Origin of the sequence: Paenibacillus sp. PastF-3, from assembly GCF_029893135.1 — a bacterium.
Taxonomy (GTDB): domain Bacteria; phylum Bacillota; class Bacilli; order Paenibacillales; family Paenibacillaceae; genus Paenibacillus_AQ; species Paenibacillus_AQ nitricinens.
In genome coordinates this window covers 1-17678 of sequence record NZ_JARXWM010000028.1, presented here as the reverse complement: position 1 = coordinate 17678, position 17678 = coordinate 1, and the positions used below count along the sequence as shown (strand labels likewise).

At 43.9% G+C, this 17678-nt stretch carries 24 protein-coding genes; 22 read left to right on the top strand and 2 right to left on the bottom strand.

Going from position 1 to position 17678, the window contains the following annotated elements; all coding sequences use genetic code 11:
* The first annotated feature begins 35 nt into the window (after positions 1 to 35).
* From rplO to M2444_RS31355, 18 genes are all read left to right on the top strand, one after another.
* On the top strand, positions 36 to 476 hold the full coding sequence (rplO, locus tag M2444_RS31440; protein WP_036680569.1) for a 50S ribosomal protein L15: 441 nt from the start codon (positions 36 to 38) through the stop codon (positions 474 to 476).
* Entirely contained in the window at positions 476 to 1774 is a 1299-nt protein-coding gene (secY, locus tag M2444_RS31435) for a preprotein translocase subunit SecY (RefSeq protein WP_042131218.1), read from the top strand. Before rplO ends, secY begins: the two co-directional genes overlap by 1 nt.
* Before the next feature lie 96 nt (positions 1775 to 1870).
* Complete coding sequence (locus M2444_RS31430; protein ID WP_094871874.1) at positions 1871 to 2515, top strand: adenylate kinase; 645 nt, start codon at positions 1871 to 1873, stop codon at positions 2513 to 2515.
* A gap of 4 nt (positions 2516 to 2519) precedes the next feature.
* On the top strand, positions 2520 to 3272 hold the full coding sequence (gene map / locus M2444_RS31425) for a type I methionyl aminopeptidase (RefSeq protein WP_042192159.1): 753 nt from the start codon (positions 2520 to 2522) through the stop codon (positions 3270 to 3272).
* A gap of 11 nt (positions 3273 to 3283) precedes the next feature.
* Positions 3284 to 3592, top strand: a complete 309-nt coding sequence (locus tag M2444_RS31420; RefSeq protein WP_042131215.1) for a KOW domain-containing RNA-binding protein — start codon at positions 3284 to 3286, stop codon at positions 3590 to 3592.
* A gap of 2 nt (positions 3593 to 3594) precedes the next feature.
* A complete protein-coding gene (gene infA, locus M2444_RS31415; protein WP_036652996.1) occupies positions 3595 to 3810 on the top strand; it encodes a translation initiation factor IF-1 in 216 nt (71 codons plus the stop codon).
* Between the two features lie 53 nt (positions 3811 to 3863).
* Positions 3864 to 3977: a 50S ribosomal protein L36 gene (gene rpmJ, locus M2444_RS31410; protein ID WP_003322638.1), complete on the top strand. Its 114-nt coding sequence runs from the start codon at positions 3864 to 3866 to the stop codon at positions 3975 to 3977.
* A gap of 19 nt (positions 3978 to 3996) precedes the next feature.
* Complete coding sequence (gene rpsM, locus M2444_RS31405) at positions 3997 to 4365, top strand: 30S ribosomal protein S13 (protein ID WP_036680583.1); 369 nt, start codon at positions 3997 to 3999, stop codon at positions 4363 to 4365.
* Between the two features lie 19 nt (positions 4366 to 4384).
* Entirely contained in the window at positions 4385 to 4780 is a 396-nt protein-coding gene (gene rpsK / locus M2444_RS31400; RefSeq protein ID WP_019908251.1) for a 30S ribosomal protein S11, read from the top strand.
* A gap of 130 nt (positions 4781 to 4910) precedes the next feature.
* A complete protein-coding gene (locus M2444_RS31395; protein WP_036680585.1) occupies positions 4911 to 5855 on the top strand; it encodes a DNA-directed RNA polymerase subunit alpha in 945 nt (314 codons plus the stop codon).
* Between the two features lie 34 nt (positions 5856 to 5889).
* A complete protein-coding gene (gene rplQ / locus M2444_RS31390) occupies positions 5890 to 6255 on the top strand; it encodes a 50S ribosomal protein L17 (RefSeq protein WP_019908254.1) in 366 nt (121 codons plus the stop codon).
* Positions 6256 to 6555: 300 nt separating this feature from the next.
* Complete coding sequence (truA, locus tag M2444_RS31385) at positions 6556 to 7353, top strand: tRNA pseudouridine(38-40) synthase TruA (RefSeq protein ID WP_280788971.1); 798 nt, start codon at positions 6556 to 6558, stop codon at positions 7351 to 7353.
* Positions 7354 to 7665: 312 nt separating this feature from the next.
* Positions 7666 to 8103 (top strand): 50S ribosomal protein L13, encoded by a 438-nt coding sequence (gene rplM, locus M2444_RS31380; RefSeq protein ID WP_036680589.1) that lies wholly within the window; start codon positions 7666 to 7668, stop codon positions 8101 to 8103.
* A 20-nt stretch (positions 8104 to 8123) separates the two neighbouring features.
* Positions 8124 to 8516 (top strand): 30S ribosomal protein S9, encoded by a 393-nt coding sequence (gene rpsI, locus M2444_RS31375; RefSeq protein WP_025706574.1) that lies wholly within the window; start codon positions 8124 to 8126, stop codon positions 8514 to 8516.
* 234 nt (positions 8517 to 8750) lie between these two features.
* Entirely contained in the window at positions 8751 to 9443 is a 693-nt protein-coding gene (locus tag M2444_RS31370; protein ID WP_094871877.1) for a phosphoadenylyl-sulfate reductase, read from the top strand.
* 37 nt (positions 9444 to 9480) lie between these two features.
* Positions 9481 to 10650, top strand: coding sequence for a sulfate adenylyltransferase (gene sat, locus M2444_RS31365; RefSeq protein ID WP_280788970.1), 1170 nt, complete (start codon positions 9481 to 9483; stop codon positions 10648 to 10650).
* Between the two features lie 78 nt (positions 10651 to 10728).
* Positions 10729 to 11469: an N-acetylmuramoyl-L-alanine amidase CwlD gene (gene cwlD, locus M2444_RS31360; RefSeq protein WP_094871880.1), complete on the top strand. Its 741-nt coding sequence runs from the start codon at positions 10729 to 10731 to the stop codon at positions 11467 to 11469.
* A gap of 90 nt (positions 11470 to 11559) precedes the next feature.
* The gene (locus M2444_RS31355; protein ID WP_094877198.1) at positions 11560 to 12660 is read left to right on the top strand and encodes an Mrp/NBP35 family ATP-binding protein; all 1101 of its coding nucleotides are present in this window, start codon (positions 11560 to 11562) and stop codon (positions 12658 to 12660) included.
* Positions 12661 to 12718: 58 nt separating this feature from the next.
* On the opposite strand, the gene gerD is transcribed toward M2444_RS31355, so the two are convergent.
* Complete coding sequence (gene gerD / locus M2444_RS31350; RefSeq protein ID WP_280788969.1) at positions 12719 to 13399, bottom strand: spore germination lipoprotein GerD; 681 nt, start codon at positions 13397 to 13399, stop codon at positions 12719 to 12721.
* Between the two features lie 129 nt (positions 13400 to 13528).
* Here gerD and M2444_RS31345 point away from each other — a divergent pair, with 129 nt between their 5' ends.
* Together M2444_RS31345 and M2444_RS31340 are read left to right on the top strand one after the other, a co-directional pair.
* Positions 13529 to 14119: a KinB-signaling pathway activation protein gene (locus M2444_RS31345; protein ID WP_280788977.1), complete on the top strand. Its 591-nt coding sequence runs from the start codon at positions 13529 to 13531 to the stop codon at positions 14117 to 14119.
* A gap of 343 nt (positions 14120 to 14462) precedes the next feature.
* Positions 14463 to 15284 (top strand): PPK2 family polyphosphate kinase, encoded by an 822-nt coding sequence (locus tag M2444_RS31340; protein WP_042192144.1) that lies wholly within the window; start codon positions 14463 to 14465, stop codon positions 15282 to 15284.
* 51 nt (positions 15285 to 15335) lie between these two features.
* Here the strand turns inward: M2444_RS31340 and pdaB are convergent, their stop codons facing one another.
* Positions 15336 to 16139 carry a polysaccharide deacetylase family sporulation protein PdaB gene (gene pdaB, locus M2444_RS31335; RefSeq protein WP_094871885.1) on the bottom strand — a complete coding sequence of 268 codons (804 nt, stop codon included), beginning with the start codon at positions 16137 to 16139 and terminating at the stop codon, positions 15336 to 15338.
* Between the two features lie 111 nt (positions 16140 to 16250).
* Between pdaB and M2444_RS31330 the strand changes: the two genes are divergently transcribed.
* Positions 16251 to 16859, top strand: coding sequence for a stage II sporulation protein M (locus tag M2444_RS31330; RefSeq protein WP_373455862.1), 609 nt, complete (start codon positions 16251 to 16253; stop codon positions 16857 to 16859).
* Positions 16860 to 17111: 252 nt separating this feature from the next.
* On the top strand, positions 17112 to 17342 hold the full coding sequence (locus M2444_RS31325; RefSeq protein WP_036680631.1) for a hypothetical protein: 231 nt from the start codon (positions 17112 to 17114) through the stop codon (positions 17340 to 17342).
* Positions 17343 to 17678: the final 336 nt, after the last annotated feature.

Below are 17678 nucleotides of genomic sequence, written 5' to 3'. Positions count from 1 at the left end.
TCGCATAAATTAACAAACATAAGGAGGTGCAAACGATGAAGTTACATGAACTTGCTCCAGCTCCTGGTTCCCGAAAAGAACGCAATCGCGTTGGTCGTGGACCAAGTAGCGGAAATGGTAAAACTTCCGGTCGCGGTCACAAAGGTCAAAACTCACGTTCTGGCGGTGGTGTTCGTCCGGGCTTCGAGGGTGGACAAAATCCGCTCTATCGTCGTCTGCCTAAACGTGGTTTCGTCAATCCTACCCGTAAAGAGTATGCGATTGTGAACCTTGAAGATCTGAATAGCTTTGCAGAAGGAACAGAAGTGACTCCGCAGTTGTTGCTTGAAACTGGTGTTGTCAAGAATTCCAAAAGCGGCATTAAGATTCTCGGCAATGGTGAGTTAACCGTTAAATTGACTGTACAAGCAAATAAGTTCTCTCAATCTGCGGTAGAGAAAATCGAGGCTGCCGGCGGTAAAACCGAGGTGATCTAATGTTCAAGACGCTTAAGAATATCTGGCATGTGGAAGATTTGCGCAAAAAGATCCTGTTTACCTTGTTCATTCTGATTATCTACCGTATCGGTTCGTTTGTACCGGTTCCTGGTGTGAACAAAGATGTACTGGAAACAGCAAATCAAAGCGGTGACGCTTTGATGGGACTTTTGAACACCTTCTCGGGCGGAGCGCTCAAAAACTTCTCGATATTTGCGATCAGTATTTATCCGTACATTACAGCATCCATCATCGTGCAATTGCTGTCGATGGATGTTGTTCCTAAGTTTGCTGAATGGGCTAAACAAGGGGAGCACGGTAAAAAACAACTAGCGCAAATCACTCGTTATGGTACTGTGATTTTGGCCCTGATCCAAGGTTTTGCTACGTCGATAGGGTTTAACCGGATTTATGGAACTCAAATGATGCCGAATGCGACATTTGCTGACTACTTACTGGTTGCCATTATCTTGACGGCTGGTACTTCTTTCCTGATGTGGCTTGGTGAACAGATTACCGAAAAGGGAATCGGGAACGGGATTTCGATCCTGATTTTTGCGGGAATCGTCGCCGCTATCCCGGGATATATCACGAGTACGGCTAACTCAAGCTTTATTCAGCCGGATCAAGTGTTCCTGAATATTCTTAAAGTCGTTATTGTGCTGATTGTGATTGTAGCGATTATTACAGCAGTTATCTTCGTACAGCAAGGTATTCGGAAGATTCCTGTTCAATACGCTAAACGCGTAGTCGGCAACAAAATGTACGGTGGACAGAATACGCACATTCCGCTGAAAATTAATGCGGCAGGTGTAATTCCGGTTATCTTCGCCGTATCACTGCTTCAGTTCCCAGTTGTTCTCTCCAGTTTCTGGTCAACACATGCCTGGGCTCAATGGATTGCCAAGTACTTGGCAACTGATGCACCACTTGGTATGCTTCTGTATGTAGTGATGATCATCGGTTTCACGTTCTTCTATACGTTCGTGCAGATGAATCCTCAGCAGATGGCTGATAACATGAAGAAGAATGGTGGTTACATTCCAGGTATCCGTCCTGGTAAAGCTACTGAGAAATATTTGACTAGAGTAATGTCTCGTCTGACTATGTCTGGCGCATTGTTCCTGGCTTTGATCTCTGTATTGCCGATGTTCTTCGGTGCTTTATCCGGATTGCCTAAAGAAGTTCGAATTGGCGGTACATCACTGCTGATCGTAATCGGTGTGGCATTGGATACTATGAAGCAGATCGAGAGCCAATTGATCAAACGCCATTACAAAGGCTTCATCAATAAATAGGCGATAGGTTCCGGTGAAGCGTAAGTTTTTATTCTTCCCGGCACCTATTGTGCTGTTTCTTGCTTGGTGGCGAACTTTTGGGGGGAGAGAGAAATCGTGAACATTTTATTCATGGGCCCTCCTGGGGCAGGCAAGGGAACACAAGCGGCAGAGATCATTAAAGAATTTGGCATTCCGCATATTTCGACAGGAGATGCTTTCCGTTTGGCAATCAAACAAGAGACTCCAGTAGGATTGAAGGCTAAATCATTTATTGATCAAGGTTTGCTTGTACCAGATGATGTGACCATTGGTATAGTTGAAGAACGGCTGCAGCAGTCCGATTGCGAAAAAGGTTTTCTATTGGATGGTTTTCCAAGAACTCTTTCGCAAGCGGAAGCGCTGGATGAAATTCTAAGCCGTTTGAATACTTCTTTGGATCATGTCATCAACTTGAATGTTGACCGTGGACTGTTGATGGCGCGTCTTACTGGACGTCGTATCTGTACAGTTTGCGGAGCATCCTACCATTTAATCTTCAACCCGCCGAAGCAAGATGGCATTTGCGACATTGATGGCGGTGAATTGTATCAACGTCCGGATGACAATGAAGATAGTGTAGGCAAGCGTCTGGATGAGTATGATAATAAGACAGCGCCGCTGCTTGCGTTTTATGATAATAAAGGTCTTTTGCGTCAGGTAAATGGGGAAAACGAAATCAACGTCGTTTCTTCTGAAATCGTATCTTTATTGCGGGGTTAATGTAATGATCATTTGTAAATCCGAACAGGAACTTGCCTTTATGAGGGAAGCTGGTCGAATTGTTGCCGAGAGTCACCGTCTTATTGCTGAGGCCATTGAGCCTGGCATTACAACGGGCGATCTCGACAGAATCGCCGATCAATACATTCGCAGTCAAGGTGCTGTGCCGTCTTTCAAAGGCTACAACGGTTTTCCTGCCAGCATTTGCGCTTCAGTCAACGAACAATTAGTGCATGGATTTCCAGGTAAACGCAAACTGATCGAAGGCGATATTGTAACGCTGGATATCGGTGCAGAGTACCGCGGTTATCACGGTGATTCCGCCTGGACCTACGGTGTGGGCAGCATTTCGGAAGAGGCTCAGCGTTTGCTGGACGTTACGGAAGGCTCCTTGTACGCGGGACTGGCGTTAGTTAAGCCGGATGTGCGCTTGTTTACAATCTCCCATGCTATCCAGCAATACATCGAAGAGGCTGGTTTCTCAGTCGTACGTGAGTATGTTGGTCATGGTATTGGGGCAAAACTGCATGAAGAACCGCAAATTCCGAATTATGGCATAGCGGACCGCGGACCACGTCTGAAACCGGGTATGGTACTCGCGATTGAGCCGATGGTAAACGTAGGAAAGAGACATGTCAGAACGCTGGAAGATAACTGGACTGTCGTTACGGTGGATGGCTCACTATGTGCTCACTTTGAGCATACAGTAGCAGTTACTCCGGACGGCATGGAAATTTTCACAAAACTGAATGCGTAGGTGATCTCCACTTGAATACTGTGAGCAGCCCGCAGGTTGGTCAATTAGTGAGAATTCTCAAAGGTAAAGATGCCGGAGAGGCAGCCGTTGTTATCGCAGTTGTTGATAGCAGATTTGTATACATTGCAGATGGAGACAAACGTAAGTTTGATGGGCCAAAGAAGAAGAATATTCTTCATCTTGAGCTCATACCCTTCATCAGCAGTGAGGTTGTGAATAGTTTGGAAGAAACTGGGCGGGTAACAAACGGAAAGCTGCGTTACGCAGTCATGAAGTATGCTGGACCCACCGGAATAAGTGCTGATGAGAAAGGAGACTAACTGTGGCTAAGGAAGATGTCATTGAAGTGGAAGGTACTGTCCTTGAACCGTTGCCAAATGCAACGTTTAAGGTTGAGCTTGAGAACGGTCATCAAATACTTGCCCATGTATCCGGTAAATTGCGGATGCACTTTATCCGTATTTTGACCGGAGACAAAGTGGTCGTGCAGTTATCGCCTTATGATTTATCAAAAGGTCGTATAACTTACCGTAAATAGATGGGAACTACGAAAAAAGTTTTGCTTCGCAAAACTTTGAGGAGGTAATTAACATGAAGGTAAGACCTTCTGTAAAGCCCATTTGCGAGAAATGTAAAGTAATCCGCCGCAAAGGGACTGTTATGGTGATTTGCGAAAATCCGAAACACAAACAAAAACAAGGTTAAGAAGGGGGTGTAGCGTAAAATGGCTCGTATAGCTGGAGTGGATTTGCCACGTGACAAACGCGTTGAGATCGCCTTGACTTATATTTTCGGAATCGGTAAAACGACTTCTCAGAAAATTCTTAATGAAACAGGCATTAGCGCTAATACACGTGTCCGTGATTTGACGGAAGATGAAGTCAGCAAACTGCGTGAAACGATCGACAAAACGGTTAAGGTTGAAGGTGACCTGCGTCGTGAAATTTCCTTGAATATTAAACGTCTTACTGAGATCGGCTGTTACCGCGGTGTTCGTCACCGTCGTGGATTGCCTGTTCGCGGTCAACGTACTAAAACCAATGCCCGTACCCGGAAAGGCCCGCGTCGTACGGTAGCAAACAAGAAGAAATAATAAGGGGGGATAAGAGACAATGGCTAAACCGAAAAAAGTCGTACGTACCAAACGTCGCGACCGTAAAAATATCGAATCCGGCGTGGCACATATTCGTTCCACGTTCAATAACACCATCGTTACCATCACAGATCCTCACGGAAATGCAATTTCCTGGGCAAGCTCCGGCGGCCAAGGATTTAAAGGTTCCCGTAAGTCGACTCCATTCGCAGCGCAAATGGCAGCTGAATCAGCAGCTAAAGCAGCTATGGAGCACGGCATGAAATCGGTTGAGGTTATGGTTAAAGGACCGGGCGCGGGCCGCGAAGCAGCCATCCGTTCCCTTCAAGCTGCAGGGCTTGAAGTTAACCTTATTAAAGACGTAACTCCGGTTCCTCACAATGGATGCCGTCCGCCGAAACGTCGTCGCGTATAGTGAAATCAGTATTGTAAATGTGGTATAATTCTGACGCATCTGCTAATAATAGGTGTTTAGGCATACTACATGATGCACCTGATGGGGTGACAGTTTCATATAGGAGCGACGTTGAAGGAGGGGTAAACTCGTGATAGAAATCGAAAAGCCGAAGATTGAGACCGTAGAAGCTAATGATGAAGGTACCTATGGGAAATTCGTAGTTGAACCGTTGGAACGTGGGTATGGCACGACTCTGGGGAATTCACTTCGCCGGATATTGCTTTCTTCGCTTCCAGGAGCCGCAGTGACTTCGGTCCAAATTGACGGCGTTCTGCATGAGTTCTCGACCGTTCCAGGCGTAATGGAAGATGTGACGGAGATCATTCTTAACCTTAAAGCCTTGTCCCTGAAGATTCATTCAGACGAGGAAAAAGTGTTTGAGATTGATGCCGAAGGGGAAGGCATCGTTACCGCAGGTGATATCCGTGCGGACAGCGATGTTGAGATCCTCAACCCGGATCTTCACATTGCAACGCTGGGACCTGGTGCGAGACTTCACATGCGTATTTTTGCAGGCCGTGGTCGCGGCTACGTCCAAGCGGACCGGAACAAACGCGACGATCAGCCAATTGGCGTTATCCCGGTTGACTCCATCTACACTCCTATTTCACGCGTTAACTACGGCATAGACAATACACGTGTTGGTCAAGTGACCAACTACGACAAATTGACGCTTGAAATTTGGACAGATGGCAGTATTAGACCGGAAGAGGCTGTAAGCCTCGGAGCCAAAATTTTGAACGAGCACCTCGTACTGTTCGTAGGTCTTACGGACGAAGCGAAAGACGCCGAAATTATGGTTGAAAAAGAAGAAGACAAAAAAGAAAAAGTGCTAGAGATGACAATCGAAGAGCTTGATCTTTCTGTCCGCTCCTACAACTGCCTCAAACGTGCTGGTATTAATACCGTACAAGAGCTTACCACGAAGACTGAAGAAGATATGATGAAGGTGCGTAACCTTGGTCGTAAATCTTTGGAAGAAGTTCAGGAGAAGCTTGAGGAACTTGGTTTGGGACTCCGTACAGAAGAATAGCTACAGATTGTTACAGTAAAGGAGGGAAAACACAATGGCATACCAAAAATTGGGCCGTGATTCCAGTGCGCGTAAAGCGTTATTTCGCGACATGGTAACGGATCTGTTTTTATACGAGCGCATCCAAACAACGGAAGCTAAGGCGAAGGAAGTTCGTTCCATCGCTGAAAAGTTGATCACTAAAGCTAAAAAAGGTGATCTTCATGCTCGTCGTCAAGTAGCTGCATTTGTTCGCCGCGAGACTGTTGATGGTGAACAAGATGCAATTCAAAAATTGTTCTCTGACATCGCTCCTCGTTACACTGAGCGTCCAGGTGGATACACTCGTATCCTGAAACTAGGACCTCGCCGTGGCGACGCTGCGCCTATGGTCTATCTTGAATTGGTAGACCGCGCGTAGTATCACAAGTAATGATTTCCGATGATTCCCTTTCATCCGGCCCTCTTTTGGAGTAAAGATGGGGGAAATATCAGCGTTATTGTGCTGCAGAGGCGCAAGACTCTGCTGTACCAATAACCGTGGGAATCACCTTGGTTCAATTGAAGGAGCTCCCGCAGGGGCTCTTTTTTTTGAAGTAATGGAGTGAAGTGTAATGGATGCCGTCCTTCTAGGGACGGCAAAGCCATTTCTTCCTCTTGAATAAGATCAGACAGTGCTTCGATCGACGTTTCTGCTGAACGGTTTAAAAAGGAGAACGGAATGCGTAATCTATTGATGAAGGTCAATTATGACGGAACAAATTATGATGGCTTTCAGACCCAGCCTCAGGGCAATACGATTCAAGATCGGCTGGAGCAAGCGATATTCCATCTGACAGGTGAGGAGCTTAAGATTACTGCTTCTGGCCGCACAGATGCCGGAGTACACGCCTACGGTCAGCCTTTTAACTTTACGACCTCCTCTCGAATCCCACTTGAACGTTGGTGTCTGGCGCTTAATGCCCGGCTGCCACAAGATATCGTGGTTACTGAGGCTAGGGAAGTACCGCTGTCGTTTCACTCTCGTAGAGGAGCTAAGCGTAAAACTTACCGATACACGATTAACGGCAACAGGTTTCCAGATCCGTTTCAGCGGCGCTGGCAGCTTCACCATCCGGTGAGGTTGGACATTCCTGCGATGCAGCAAGGCTTAACGCATATTGTAGGGACACATGACTTCACCTCGTTTGCTTCACGGAGGTCTACTAAAGCCTCTCATATACGAACGGTCTTTGAAGCTCATATGGAAGTAGACCGCAGTATGTGCCGACCCTCTTCATTAGATCAGGGAGTGATCCAAACTTATATAACAGGTAGTGGATTTCTTCAGCATATGGTTCGTATTATTATGGGGACTTTGATCCATGTGGGGGAAGGTAAAATAGATGCTGATCATGTTGCTGAGATATTGGCGGCATGTGATCGTTCTGCTGCTGGACCGACAGCTATGGCCAAGGGGTTGGCTTTGTGGAGTGTAGAATATGACGAGTCTGAAAGTGAATCTTTTTTTCAAATATAAGAATATATAAGTTTCACGAAATACATTATCCTTATATTTCTCGCATAAACGCTAACCGTCCTTCTAGGGACGATAGAGGCCTTTATGCTTGTATAAATTTCTTCCTAAATAATAGGCTGAATGTCTAAAAATCACTTGCACTTGTTATGTTTATACTGTAATATAAAAGTTGTGTTTTCTTGATGGCTATCCCACAGCCCCGATCAAGGAAATGCCAAAAAATGCTTTGCTTAACTCACATAATTGTAATTCAATGAGAAACAAGATATACGAAACAGAAGATTTTCGTACGAGAACAAGGAGGAAACATTCATGCGTACCACCTATATGGCGAAGCCGAACGAAGTTGAACGCAATTGGCACATTATTGATGCCGAAGGCAAAACACTTGGTCGTTTGGCCAGCGAAGCCGCTGCTTTGATCCGTGGCAAACACAAACCGCAATTCACTCCACACGTTGATACAGGAGATTTCGTTATCGTAATCAACGCTGAGAAAATTCACTTGACCGGTAAGAAATTGCAAAACAAGAAATACTACCGTCACTCGATGCACCCAGGTGGCTTGAAAGTTACTAATGCTGAAACTCTGCTTAACACTAAACCAGAACGCGTAATTGAATTCGCTGTTCATGGTATGATTCCTAAGACTCGTCAAGGGGACCACATGAAGCTGAGATTGAAAGTATATGCAGGCGCCGAGCATCCACATGCAGCACAAAAACCTGAAGTTTACGAACTTCGCGGATAAGAATAGAGGAGGACAGTTTCATGGCACAAGTACAATACTATGGGACAGGTCGTCGTAAACATTCGGTAGCACGTGTTCGCCTTGTACCGGGTGAAGGACGCATTGTCATTAACAAACGTGAGATGGACGAATATTTTGGTGTGGAAACACTGAAAATGATCGTAAAACAACCTTTGAACCTGACTGAAACACTAGGCAACTACGATGTAATCGTTCTTGCACATGGTGGCGGCATTTCCGGTCAAGCTGGAGCAATTCGTCACGGTATCTCCCGTGCATTGCTTAAAGTTGACCCTGAATATCGCGGTGCACTTAAGAAAGCCGGCTTCCTAACTCGTGACCCTCGTATGAAGGAACGTAAGAAATACGGCTTGAAGGCTGCACGTCGTGCGCCTCAGTTCTCGAAACGTTAATATTTATCAAGAATTCAACCCTTGGCCTATATGGTCAAGGGTTTTATTTTCTTTCCAGCCCCTTTCAAATAAGAAATGGGCTTTTTTAGCATCTATTTACTGATTTTGAGGGTTGAAATTCATTGACTTCCTCAGTAAAAGTTATATACTATTTCATATAGAAATAGTTGGTTTTATTACTTCTTTTACCTCATTTATTCATACGATTAATATTTTGGATGGAGGAATACCTTAATGAACTTGCTCGAGAAGGAAGATTTGATCAGAATAAAGGCCGAAGAATTAGAGAGTGCTTCACCCGAAGAAATTATCCGCTGGGCTGTAGAAACCTTTCCTAATATTACTTTTGCCTGCAGCTTTGGTGCCGAAGATGTAGTGCTTGTTGATATGCTTCACAAAGTTAGTCCATCTACTGATGTCTTTTATCTCGATACAGATTATCATTTTAAGGAAACCTACGAAACCAGAGATTTGATGGCAGACAAATACGGATTAGAGTTTGTACGTGTGTCTCCACAGCTCACAACGCAGGAGCAAGCACTTCAATACGGTGATGCGTTATGGACAGTTGACCCTAACCAATGTTGTGGAATTCGTAAAGTTGAACCACTGACTCGTATATTATCTCAATACGAGGCTTGGATTACTGGAATTCGCCGTGATCAAGCGCCTACCCGTGCTAATGCTAAAAAGGTCGAGTATGATTATAAATTTGGGTTAGTGAAGTTTAATCCGATTGCGGATTGGACGACAGAAGATGTATGGAACTATATTCGTGAAAATGACGTAATCTATAATCCTCTACATGACCGTAACTATCCAAGTATCGGCTGTGAGCAATGTACACGTCAGGTTATGCCAGGTGAAGATCCGCGTGCTGGACGTTGGTCTGGATCAGAGAAGACAGAGTGCGGATTGCACAAGTAAGACATATCCCTGAGGGAACATAGAAGGAGAGACTAAGATGACTTCAATACGTCCGCATGGCGGAACTTTGGTTAACCGTGTAGCAGAGGGTACTGAAAGAGAAGAATTGCTGAATCTCGCACGTGACAGCAAGGCAATTCCCTTGAATACCTGGACCTTATCTGATTTGGATCTAATAGCTGTTGGTGCATTTTCGCCCCTCACTGGCTTTTTAAATGAGCAAGACTATCATTCAGTAGTAACAAACATGCGATTAGCGGATGGCACAGTGTGGAGCATTCCAATAACACTGGCTGTAGAAGATGTTGTGGCTGCCGGTTTATCCATTGGGGATAAAGTTTCTCTAATCGGTGAGGATGATGGTGAGATTTACGGTTTATTGGATATTGAGAGTATTTATACTGTAGATCAAACGATTGAAGCACAAAATGTCTTCAAAACAACAGACCCTGAACATCCAGGTGTGAGTAAGCTGTTGGCGCGTCCTGTAACTTATGTTGGAGGACCGATTACAGTCTTGAACCGCCCACAGCCAGAGAAGTTCGGTGAATTTTATTTTGATCCTGCGGATACGCGGAAGATATTTGCTGAAAAGGGCTGGAGAACGGTTGTAGGCTTCCAAACACGTAATCCAGTCCACCGAGCTCACGAGTACATTCAAAAGTGCGCTATGGAGGTTGTAGACGCTCTATTCCTAAATCCACTTGTTGGTGAGACGAAGTCAGATGATGTACCGGCAAATGTGCGGATGAAGAGCTATCTGGCGCTTTTGGAGAACTATTATCCTGAGGATCGTACCTTCCTTGGTGTTTTTCCGGCGGCAATGCGTTATGCAGGCCCTAGAGAAGCAATTTTCCATGCCATGGTTCGCAAAAATTACGGCTGTACCCATTTCATCGTCGGTCGTGACCATGCTGGCGTAGGTGATTATTATGGCACTTATGAGGCACAGGAGATTTTTTCTAATTTTAGTGCGGAAGAACTTGATATTACTCCATTATTTTTTGAACATAGCTTCTTCTGTAAAAAATGCGGGAATATGGCATCCAGTAAAACTTGCCCGCATCCTAGTGACGATCACATGACATTGTCGGGTACAAAGGTACGGGCTTTGCTCCGTGATGGCCAATGTCCTCCACCAGAATTCACACGGCCTGAGGTTGCACAGATTCTAATTGAAGGCATGACACAAGAAGTAACCGCGTAATCCTCATTAGCTAGTACTATTTGACCTCCTTGTCCCATATAGATGAGTATTATCTATCGGGACGAGGGGGTCTTTGTTATGTCTGGCCGGAAGAACAATAAGGTCTCGGTCTGGATTTCATGGAGCAGTATCAAAAAAAGTATGCTTGGCGTGGTACTGCTAGCTATAATGATCGGAATTATAGCGTATGACATGCCTACCGCTAAAACACTAAATTATTGGAGTCTGCCCTTGTCAGGAAAAGTTATTGCTCTCGATGCGGGACATGGTGGAGCTGATGGAGGAGCGGTTAGCCGGGAAGGGCTAATTGAGAAAGATATTAATCTCGCGGTATCGCTTTATTTGCGTGATTATCTGCAGCAGGCAGGGGCTATTGTAGTAATGACTCGTGAGGGTGATTATGATTTGGCTCAAGAAGGCACTAAGGGCTATTCTAAGCGTAAGACGGAAGATCTTAAACAAAGAGTAAGAAGCATCGAAGAGAAAGGCGCAGACCTTTTTATAAGCGTTCACATGAACAGTGTCCCTTCAAATCGTTGGAGCGGTGCACAAACCTTTTACTACCCCAACCATAAGGATAATAAAGCCATTGCAGAGTTTGTGCAGAGTGAGCTGAAGACTACGCTGGAGAACACCGATCGTGTGGCTAAGACAGTGAATACTGTATATCTGCTAAAAGCATTGAAAATACCAGCAGTACTTGTAGAAGTAGGATTCTTATCACACCCACAGGAATCCGCTCTACTCGGAAATGATGTTTATCAGCGGAAGGTTGCGACTAGCATTTATCGTGGCATTCTTCGTTACGCCTCCGAATAGTCAGGACTACTCATGGGGAGACAGGTAATGCTATAATAGACAAAAACTCCGGAGAATTTCTCATCCGGAAAGGAAACAGAGGTGCTTTCCATGTTGACTAAGGAACAGATTCAGGAAATACTGCAGCCATTAACAGACTCGGAAACTGGAAAAAGCCTTGTGGAACTACAGCTGATTCGTGACATTATGATTAAAGAAGATCGTATTTCTTTATCTATCGTATGTCTGAATCCTGAAGAGCAAAGTCGCATGGATCTAGAACAACAGGTTCGTGAATTGCTTGAAGCGGGTGGGGCTTCTAATGTACATATCCGGCTTCGTGATGCAACCGATTATGAACGTGCTATACTTCGTGGTGAAAGCACTGAGGAAGTTGATGAGCCTGGGAAACTTAAGGGACATGCTGCAGGCCTTGATGGCCATGAATTAATTAGCGAGAGCTCTGGTGTGAACTTTATTGCCGTGGCCAGCGGTAAAGGTGGGGTTGGTAAATCAACTGTAACGGTGAATTTAGCCGTAGCCCTTGCGAGAAAAGGGAAAAAAGTTGGTCTTATCGATGCCGATATTTATGGTTTTAGCATTCCTGATATGATGGGTATCGAAGAGGGGCCTGTTGTTGAAGAAGGAACGATTATTCCTGTGGAACGTTTCGGAGTGAAGGTCATGTCTATGGGTTTCTTTATCCGTGAGAATAGTCCAGTAATTTGGCGGGGACCTATGCTTGGCAAAATGCTTCGCCAGTTCTTTAATGATGTCGGGTGGGGTGAACTTGATTATATGCTGCTTGATCTGCCCCCAGGTACTGGTGATGTGGCACTTGACGTGCATCAGATGCTGCCTCACAGCAAAGAGATTATAGTTACAACACCACACGCTACCGCAGCGTTTGTGGCGGCTAGAGCGGGCTCTATGGCTCTGCAGACAGATCATGAGATTATTGGAGTCATTGAGAATATGGCTTATTATGAGTGTACTGACTGTGGTAAGAAAGATTATATCTTTGGCAGAGGTGGAGGAGCGAGGCTTGCCGAGACGCTTCATACGGAGCTGCTTGCACAAGTGCCGTTAGGTGCGCCGGACAACCATATTTCGGAACCGGATTTTTCACCTTCTGTATACAAAGAAGAGACACCAACAGGCATATTATTTGCAGAAATTGCGGATAAACTTATTTCAAAATATGAGCACTAATTCTTGTACATGAAAAAGAGGCCATCCCACACGTTGTTAGTGGGATAAGGCCTCTTTTTTAAGAGCTTGAATCATCGCCGCTACCGCCGCCACCGCCGCCACTGCTGTCCTGCTTGTCGCCACCTTCGCTGCCTTTTTCTTTTTTCTCTTTTGGTTCAAGTTCTTCTTGTACGACTTTTTTAAGTAAATTTAATACCTCCATACGGAATAAAGGGGTTTGCATAGATTCCTGAATGGTTTTCATGGATTGTTTTCGGTAATCCGGTGTTTTGGTGAGATTTAGAAACATGGTCATCATTTCTGGAGATTTCATAATTTCTTCGACTGATTTCTGATAAGTTGGATCCTTTATTAGCTGCAGGTGTAGTTCCTTACTTTGCGATTGAATGGCTTTAGCAAAGTCACCTGCGAACTTTGGATCCTTCATTATTTTCTCGATCTCCTTCTGATATTCCGGCGCAGTGAGAGTATCCTTTACAGCGGTCTTAATTTCCTCTGTTGTTTGAAGTGGCATCATCTTCATGCTCATTCCACTGGTACCGCCAGAGCTGGAGCTTGATAATGATTCCTCAACTGCTTTTTTACCCTCATCGCTTTTCAATATATCTAAAACCATGGTCTTCGTTTCTTTATAACTGCCTTGTCCGGAAGAAGAACTGCTCTGCTCACTTCCGCAAGCCGTTAAGGCCATAACAAAGCTCAATGCCAAACCCACAGATCCGATAAATCTCCATTTCATTGGCGCTGCCCTCCTTTATAGGATTCTCTTGATGTATTATGCCGCATTAGAGCACATTTATGTTGTGGGTGTAATGGCGTTTTGTCGGTATCCTTGGTAAAATAAATCTGACAAGAGGAGGTGAATTGGCTGAGTATAAAAAAATGGTTTCATTTATTTTGGACTACCCTTCTTATTGGAGCGGGTGGGGCTGTAATCGCTGGTTTGGCACTACAATTCGTAAATGGTAAGATTGATTTCAAAAGTGTCGGGGATTTCTTTTTATACCCGCTGATTCTGCTTGGCTACGGTATGCTTGTAAGCGTTTATTCGCAACTTGGTTTTTTTGCCTATTTGATTTTGAATTATATGGGCAACGGAGTTTTTCCACAAAAGGTTTGGAAATACATACAACTAGTGTTTTCTGTACTCGCATTGCTTGAACTGATTTTTTTGCGTACCGTCGTTGGCGGGGAAAGAAATGTTATGTCTGATCTAATATTAGGAATCGTTATTTTGCTAGCAGCTATTATAGTGTCTTATTTCAAAGTAAAAAGTACAAACGTCTCAGCTTTGATTCCAACCCTCTTTTTTATGACAGCTATTTCAATTGTGGAAGTTATTGGCGTACTCCGTATAGGTGTTGATAGTGCGACGGTATTTATTGTTGTTCCGCTTATCGCTTGTAATGCATTCCAAATTTTGATGCTACACCGTATTCTGAAGCCGGCAGCCGGATAATGAATGGGAAAGGCACTAAACAATGAACCCCGTGCTCTGATTTCAGAAGACGGGGTTTTTTGCTCTAACGGAAGCTTAACGATTAAAATCTGATTGTAGAGGTTAATCTTAAAGAACGATACGCTCACAAAACTAAGTAGATGCTTCCGAAGTGAGTTTTGTACGATGTAACATAAGTGGAGTAACGCTCACAAAACTAAGCGTGTGCTTTCGAAGTAAGTTTTGTACGAAGCGTTCCAATGATGCATATGCTTTACAAAACTTAGTAGATGCTTCCGAAGTGAGTTTTGTACGAAGTAACACAAGTGTAGTAACGCTCACAAAACTTTTAGGAGGGGAATATATGGACATCAAGCGCTATATGATAAAAGACACAAAAGAAATCCGGCTTAACAAGCTGGATCCCGATGACACAGGTGTTTTTAAATCCAAAAAAGAAGTGGAAGCTAAAACAGAAGAGCTTAAAGCACGTTTGGCAGAGCTCCAAGATATTTTGTTTGCTCAGAAAAAGCATTCGCTGCTTGTTATTCTGCAAGGAATGGACTCCAGCGGTAAGGATGGCACAGTTAAGCATATTTTTTCAGGCATTAATCCGCAAGGATTTATAGTTACCAGCTTTAAGAAACCATCTCTAGAGGAAGAGGCTCATGATTTTCTATGGAGAGTTCATCAGAAGACACCCCCTAAGGGATATATCTCTGCATTTAACCGCTCGCATTATGAAGATGTATTGGTACCGCGGGTACACGGAGGGTTAAAAAAGGATGACTTGAAGCGTCGCTTTCGTTACATACGGCAGTTCGAGGAAATGCTGGTGGAAGAGGGGACGACAATTATCAAACTTTTTCTGCATATTTCTAAAGAGAAGCAGCTAAAGAAGATTAAAGAACGCCTTGAAGATCCCAAAAAACATTGGAAATTCGATGCAAGTGATCTCCAGGAGCGGGAGTATTGGGATGATTACCAAGAAGCATATGAAGATGTTTTCAAGGAATCTAGCATAGATAAAGCACCCTGGTACTGGATACCCGCCAATCATCAATGGTACCGCAACTATTTGACCTTATCCATCGTTGTAAAGACACTGGAGAGTCTGGATCTGAGCTATCCGAAGCTGAATACCCCCACACCAGACATATCGGAACTCATCTCTCCACGTCATTAATCCTTTGGTCAGATCAACATCCATTACGGCACCAGAGATTGAAATGTGTTTTTACAGCCCAGCTGCGTCCTCAACGGCATTACTCAGTGAAGCTGAGTCGCGAACTTCTTTACCTTCGGCGTTGCTTTGACTGATCAGCTCAGAGACGGTAACGAATTCATAACCTTGTCTGCGGAGCTCATCGATAATGAGTGGAAGTGCTTCATGTGTTTGTTTACAGGAATCACTGGCATGTAGAAGGACAATATCACCTGGATGCGCTTTTGTCGTTACACGCTTCACGATATTGTCTACGCCGATGTTCTTCCAGTCCAGGGAGTCTGTATCCCATTGAATGACCTTGTAACCGAGATCGCTGGCAACCTGAAGGACTCTTTTGTCAAAATCACCATTAGGCATACGAATCAAATTGGGTTCAGTGCCGGTTAATTCGGTAAGTACGGTGTGAGCCGTTGAGATCTGTGTACGAATTTCTTCGTTGCTTAGTGTGCTGTAATTGACGTGTTTATGACCATGACTTCCAATTTCAAAACCTGCATTTTTGATGTTAGTTACAATGTCTGGGTGAGTTTTACTCCATGGTGAAGACAGGAAGAAGGTGGCTTTGTCCACTTTCTTGTCTTCAAGTACCTTCAAAATTGGTTCGGGTCTTTTCTCCCCCCAGCTAATATCGAAGGTCAGGGCAATCAGCTTCTTCTCTGTGGGTACACTGTAGATCGCGGAAGGTCCGGATTCAGAAAAAACGGTTATGTTTCCCCTCTCGACATAGACAACTCCAGCAGCAAGAAGCACAGCGGCGAAGATATAGATGAATCGTTTAATCTTTTTGCCGCTGAATACATAAAAAGAATTCATAATGACAGCGCTCCTCTCCCATGCGAAATGCTTGTTTGTTCTAAATGTATGCTCGTACCGCAAGGTTATGACCTAAGAAACAGAGATCACTATTTCAGGAGGGTATTTATGTTGTCGTTCTTCACGTTTATTAAAGATCTAAAAACAATCCGGAAGGCTTTATTGCTATCCTGTCTGCTCTTCGCAGTAGGAGCGGTTGTAGGGTGGGTAGCTACTAGCAGTCTGGAGAAGCTATTGGTTCAGCAATTAGAGGGGCTCAGTGAAATCAGTGGCAGCCTTAGAGATTCTTCTAATCCGCAATGGAGCTTCTTTGTATTTATATTTTTGAATAACAGCATCAAGGGTGTTCTTATCATATTTTTAGGAGCGTTGTTCGGTATACTGCCAGCCATATTCTTATTTATTAACGGAGCGGTTATCGGCTATCTTATTCATTTATCAGCACTGCAAGGACAGGATTTGTTCGAACTAATAGTAAAAGGACTGCTGCCACATGGGATTATAGAGATTCCAGCGATCATTATTGCTTGTGCATTTGGACTTCAGTTCGGTGGGAAAGTACTTTCAAGTATATTTAGCTCATCCACTAAAAAAGAGAACAGAGGTGTAGACTGGACTTCATTCATGCGTCAAACACTTACAGCATCTATTTGGACAGTAATCCTGTTATTTGTAGCTGCCATCATTGAAAGTACAATTACTTTTTCGCTTTTATCATAAAACTTCCGGGAATGGAGCATACCATTAAAACCATTCATCCAAGGATTGCCTAAAGGTCAGAAGTATATAATCATGGAGAAACCATAAAGGGAATTTTTAATAATTATGGTTATAAAAAGAGTACTCCGGTTAATCTAGTGTAGTAGGATCTTAAGGCAGCTTTCTCCATGAGATGGACTAACTAATTATGTACAAGGGGTTTTGGGTTTTAGTGAATGTGTTACTTGCAACTTCATGAAGGAGGCCAAGCATATGTTGGGAATGTTGTTCAACGAAAAAGAATGCAAGGAACTGGATTATGTTTTGCGGAAAGAACTTGATGAGATGCTGTTAGATTTGAGCGATCAGCGCTTGGACCAAAATATCAGGCATGCCATCGCCAATAGATATAAGACTGTATTTCGTATGTATGCTCGTTTTGCTCCTCAGAAAGAACTTTCCAAGTATGCGTGGGGTGGACGTTCTTCTCAGTATAAACACTAAGGATAGGCGGTAAATGCAAGAGTCTTATATGAATTTAAGATTTTTTAATAAAATAGCTTGACTAAAAAGGAGTGCTCGTGATAAATTATATCTCGCGCTCCTTTTGCTTGTGTAAAAGGGAAGCGGAAGGCAAGAAAAATTGAAAAAAACTTTTTCAAAAAAAAGACTTGCCAAACAATGAAACACTGTGATATATTATAAAGGTCGCCGCTGACAAACAACGACGACGAAATGAGAGACATTGATCTTTGAAAACTGAACAACGAGTGAGTAGGAAATCACGAAAGTGAATTCCAAAATTAGAGAATTAATTTTCTCGTCAGATGTTTCAAAATG

What these genes read in the sequence shown, in the direction of transcription:
- rplO (WP_036680569.1), top strand. Translation starts at nt 36, where the DNA reads ATGAAGTTACATGAACTTGCTCCAGCTCCTGGTTCCCGAAAAGAACGC.
- secY (WP_042131218.1), top strand. Translation starts at nt 476, where the DNA reads ATGTTCAAGACGCTTAAGAATATCTGGCATGTGGAAGATTTGCGCAAA.
- map (WP_042192159.1), top strand. Translation starts at nt 2,520, where the DNA reads ATGATCATTTGTAAATCCGAACAGGAACTTGCCTTTATGAGGGAAGCT.
- rpmJ (WP_003322638.1), top strand. Translation starts at nt 3,864, where the DNA reads ATGAAGGTAAGACCTTCTGTAAAGCCCATTTGCGAGAAATGTAAAGTA.
- rpsM (WP_036680583.1), top strand. Translation starts at nt 3,997, where the DNA reads ATGGCTCGTATAGCTGGAGTGGATTTGCCACGTGACAAACGCGTTGAG.
- rpsK (WP_019908251.1), top strand. Translation starts at nt 4,385, where the DNA reads ATGGCTAAACCGAAAAAAGTCGTACGTACCAAACGTCGCGACCGTAAA.
- rplQ (WP_019908254.1), top strand. Translation starts at nt 5,890, where the DNA reads ATGGCATACCAAAAATTGGGCCGTGATTCCAGTGCGCGTAAAGCGTTA.
- truA (WP_280788971.1), top strand. Translation starts at nt 6,556, where the DNA reads ATGCGTAATCTATTGATGAAGGTCAATTATGACGGAACAAATTATGAT.
- rplM (WP_036680589.1), top strand. Translation starts at nt 7,666, where the DNA reads ATGCGTACCACCTATATGGCGAAGCCGAACGAAGTTGAACGCAATTGG.
- rpsI (WP_025706574.1), top strand. Translation starts at nt 8,124, where the DNA reads ATGGCACAAGTACAATACTATGGGACAGGTCGTCGTAAACATTCGGTA.
- M2444_RS31370 (WP_094871877.1), top strand. Translation starts at nt 8,751, where the DNA reads ATGAACTTGCTCGAGAAGGAAGATTTGATCAGAATAAAGGCCGAAGAA.
- sat (WP_280788970.1), top strand. Translation starts at nt 9,481, where the DNA reads ATGACTTCAATACGTCCGCATGGCGGAACTTTGGTTAACCGTGTAGCA.
- cwlD (WP_094871880.1), top strand. Translation starts at nt 10,729, where the DNA reads ATGTCTGGCCGGAAGAACAATAAGGTCTCGGTCTGGATTTCATGGAGC.
- M2444_RS31355 (WP_094877198.1), top strand. Translation starts at nt 11,560, where the DNA reads ATGTTGACTAAGGAACAGATTCAGGAAATACTGCAGCCATTAACAGAC.
- gerD (WP_280788969.1), bottom strand. Translation starts at nt 13,399, where the DNA reads ATGAAATGGAGATTTATCGGATCTGTGGGTTTGGCATTGAGCTTTGTT.
- M2444_RS31340 (WP_042192144.1), top strand. Translation starts at nt 14,463, where the DNA reads ATGGACATCAAGCGCTATATGATAAAAGACACAAAAGAAATCCGGCTT.
- pdaB (WP_094871885.1), bottom strand. Translation starts at nt 16,139, where the DNA reads ATGAATTCTTTTTATGTATTCAGCGGCAAAAAGATTAAACGATTCATC.
- M2444_RS31325 (WP_036680631.1), top strand. Translation starts at nt 17,112, where the DNA reads ATGTTGGGAATGTTGTTCAACGAAAAAGAATGCAAGGAACTGGATTAT.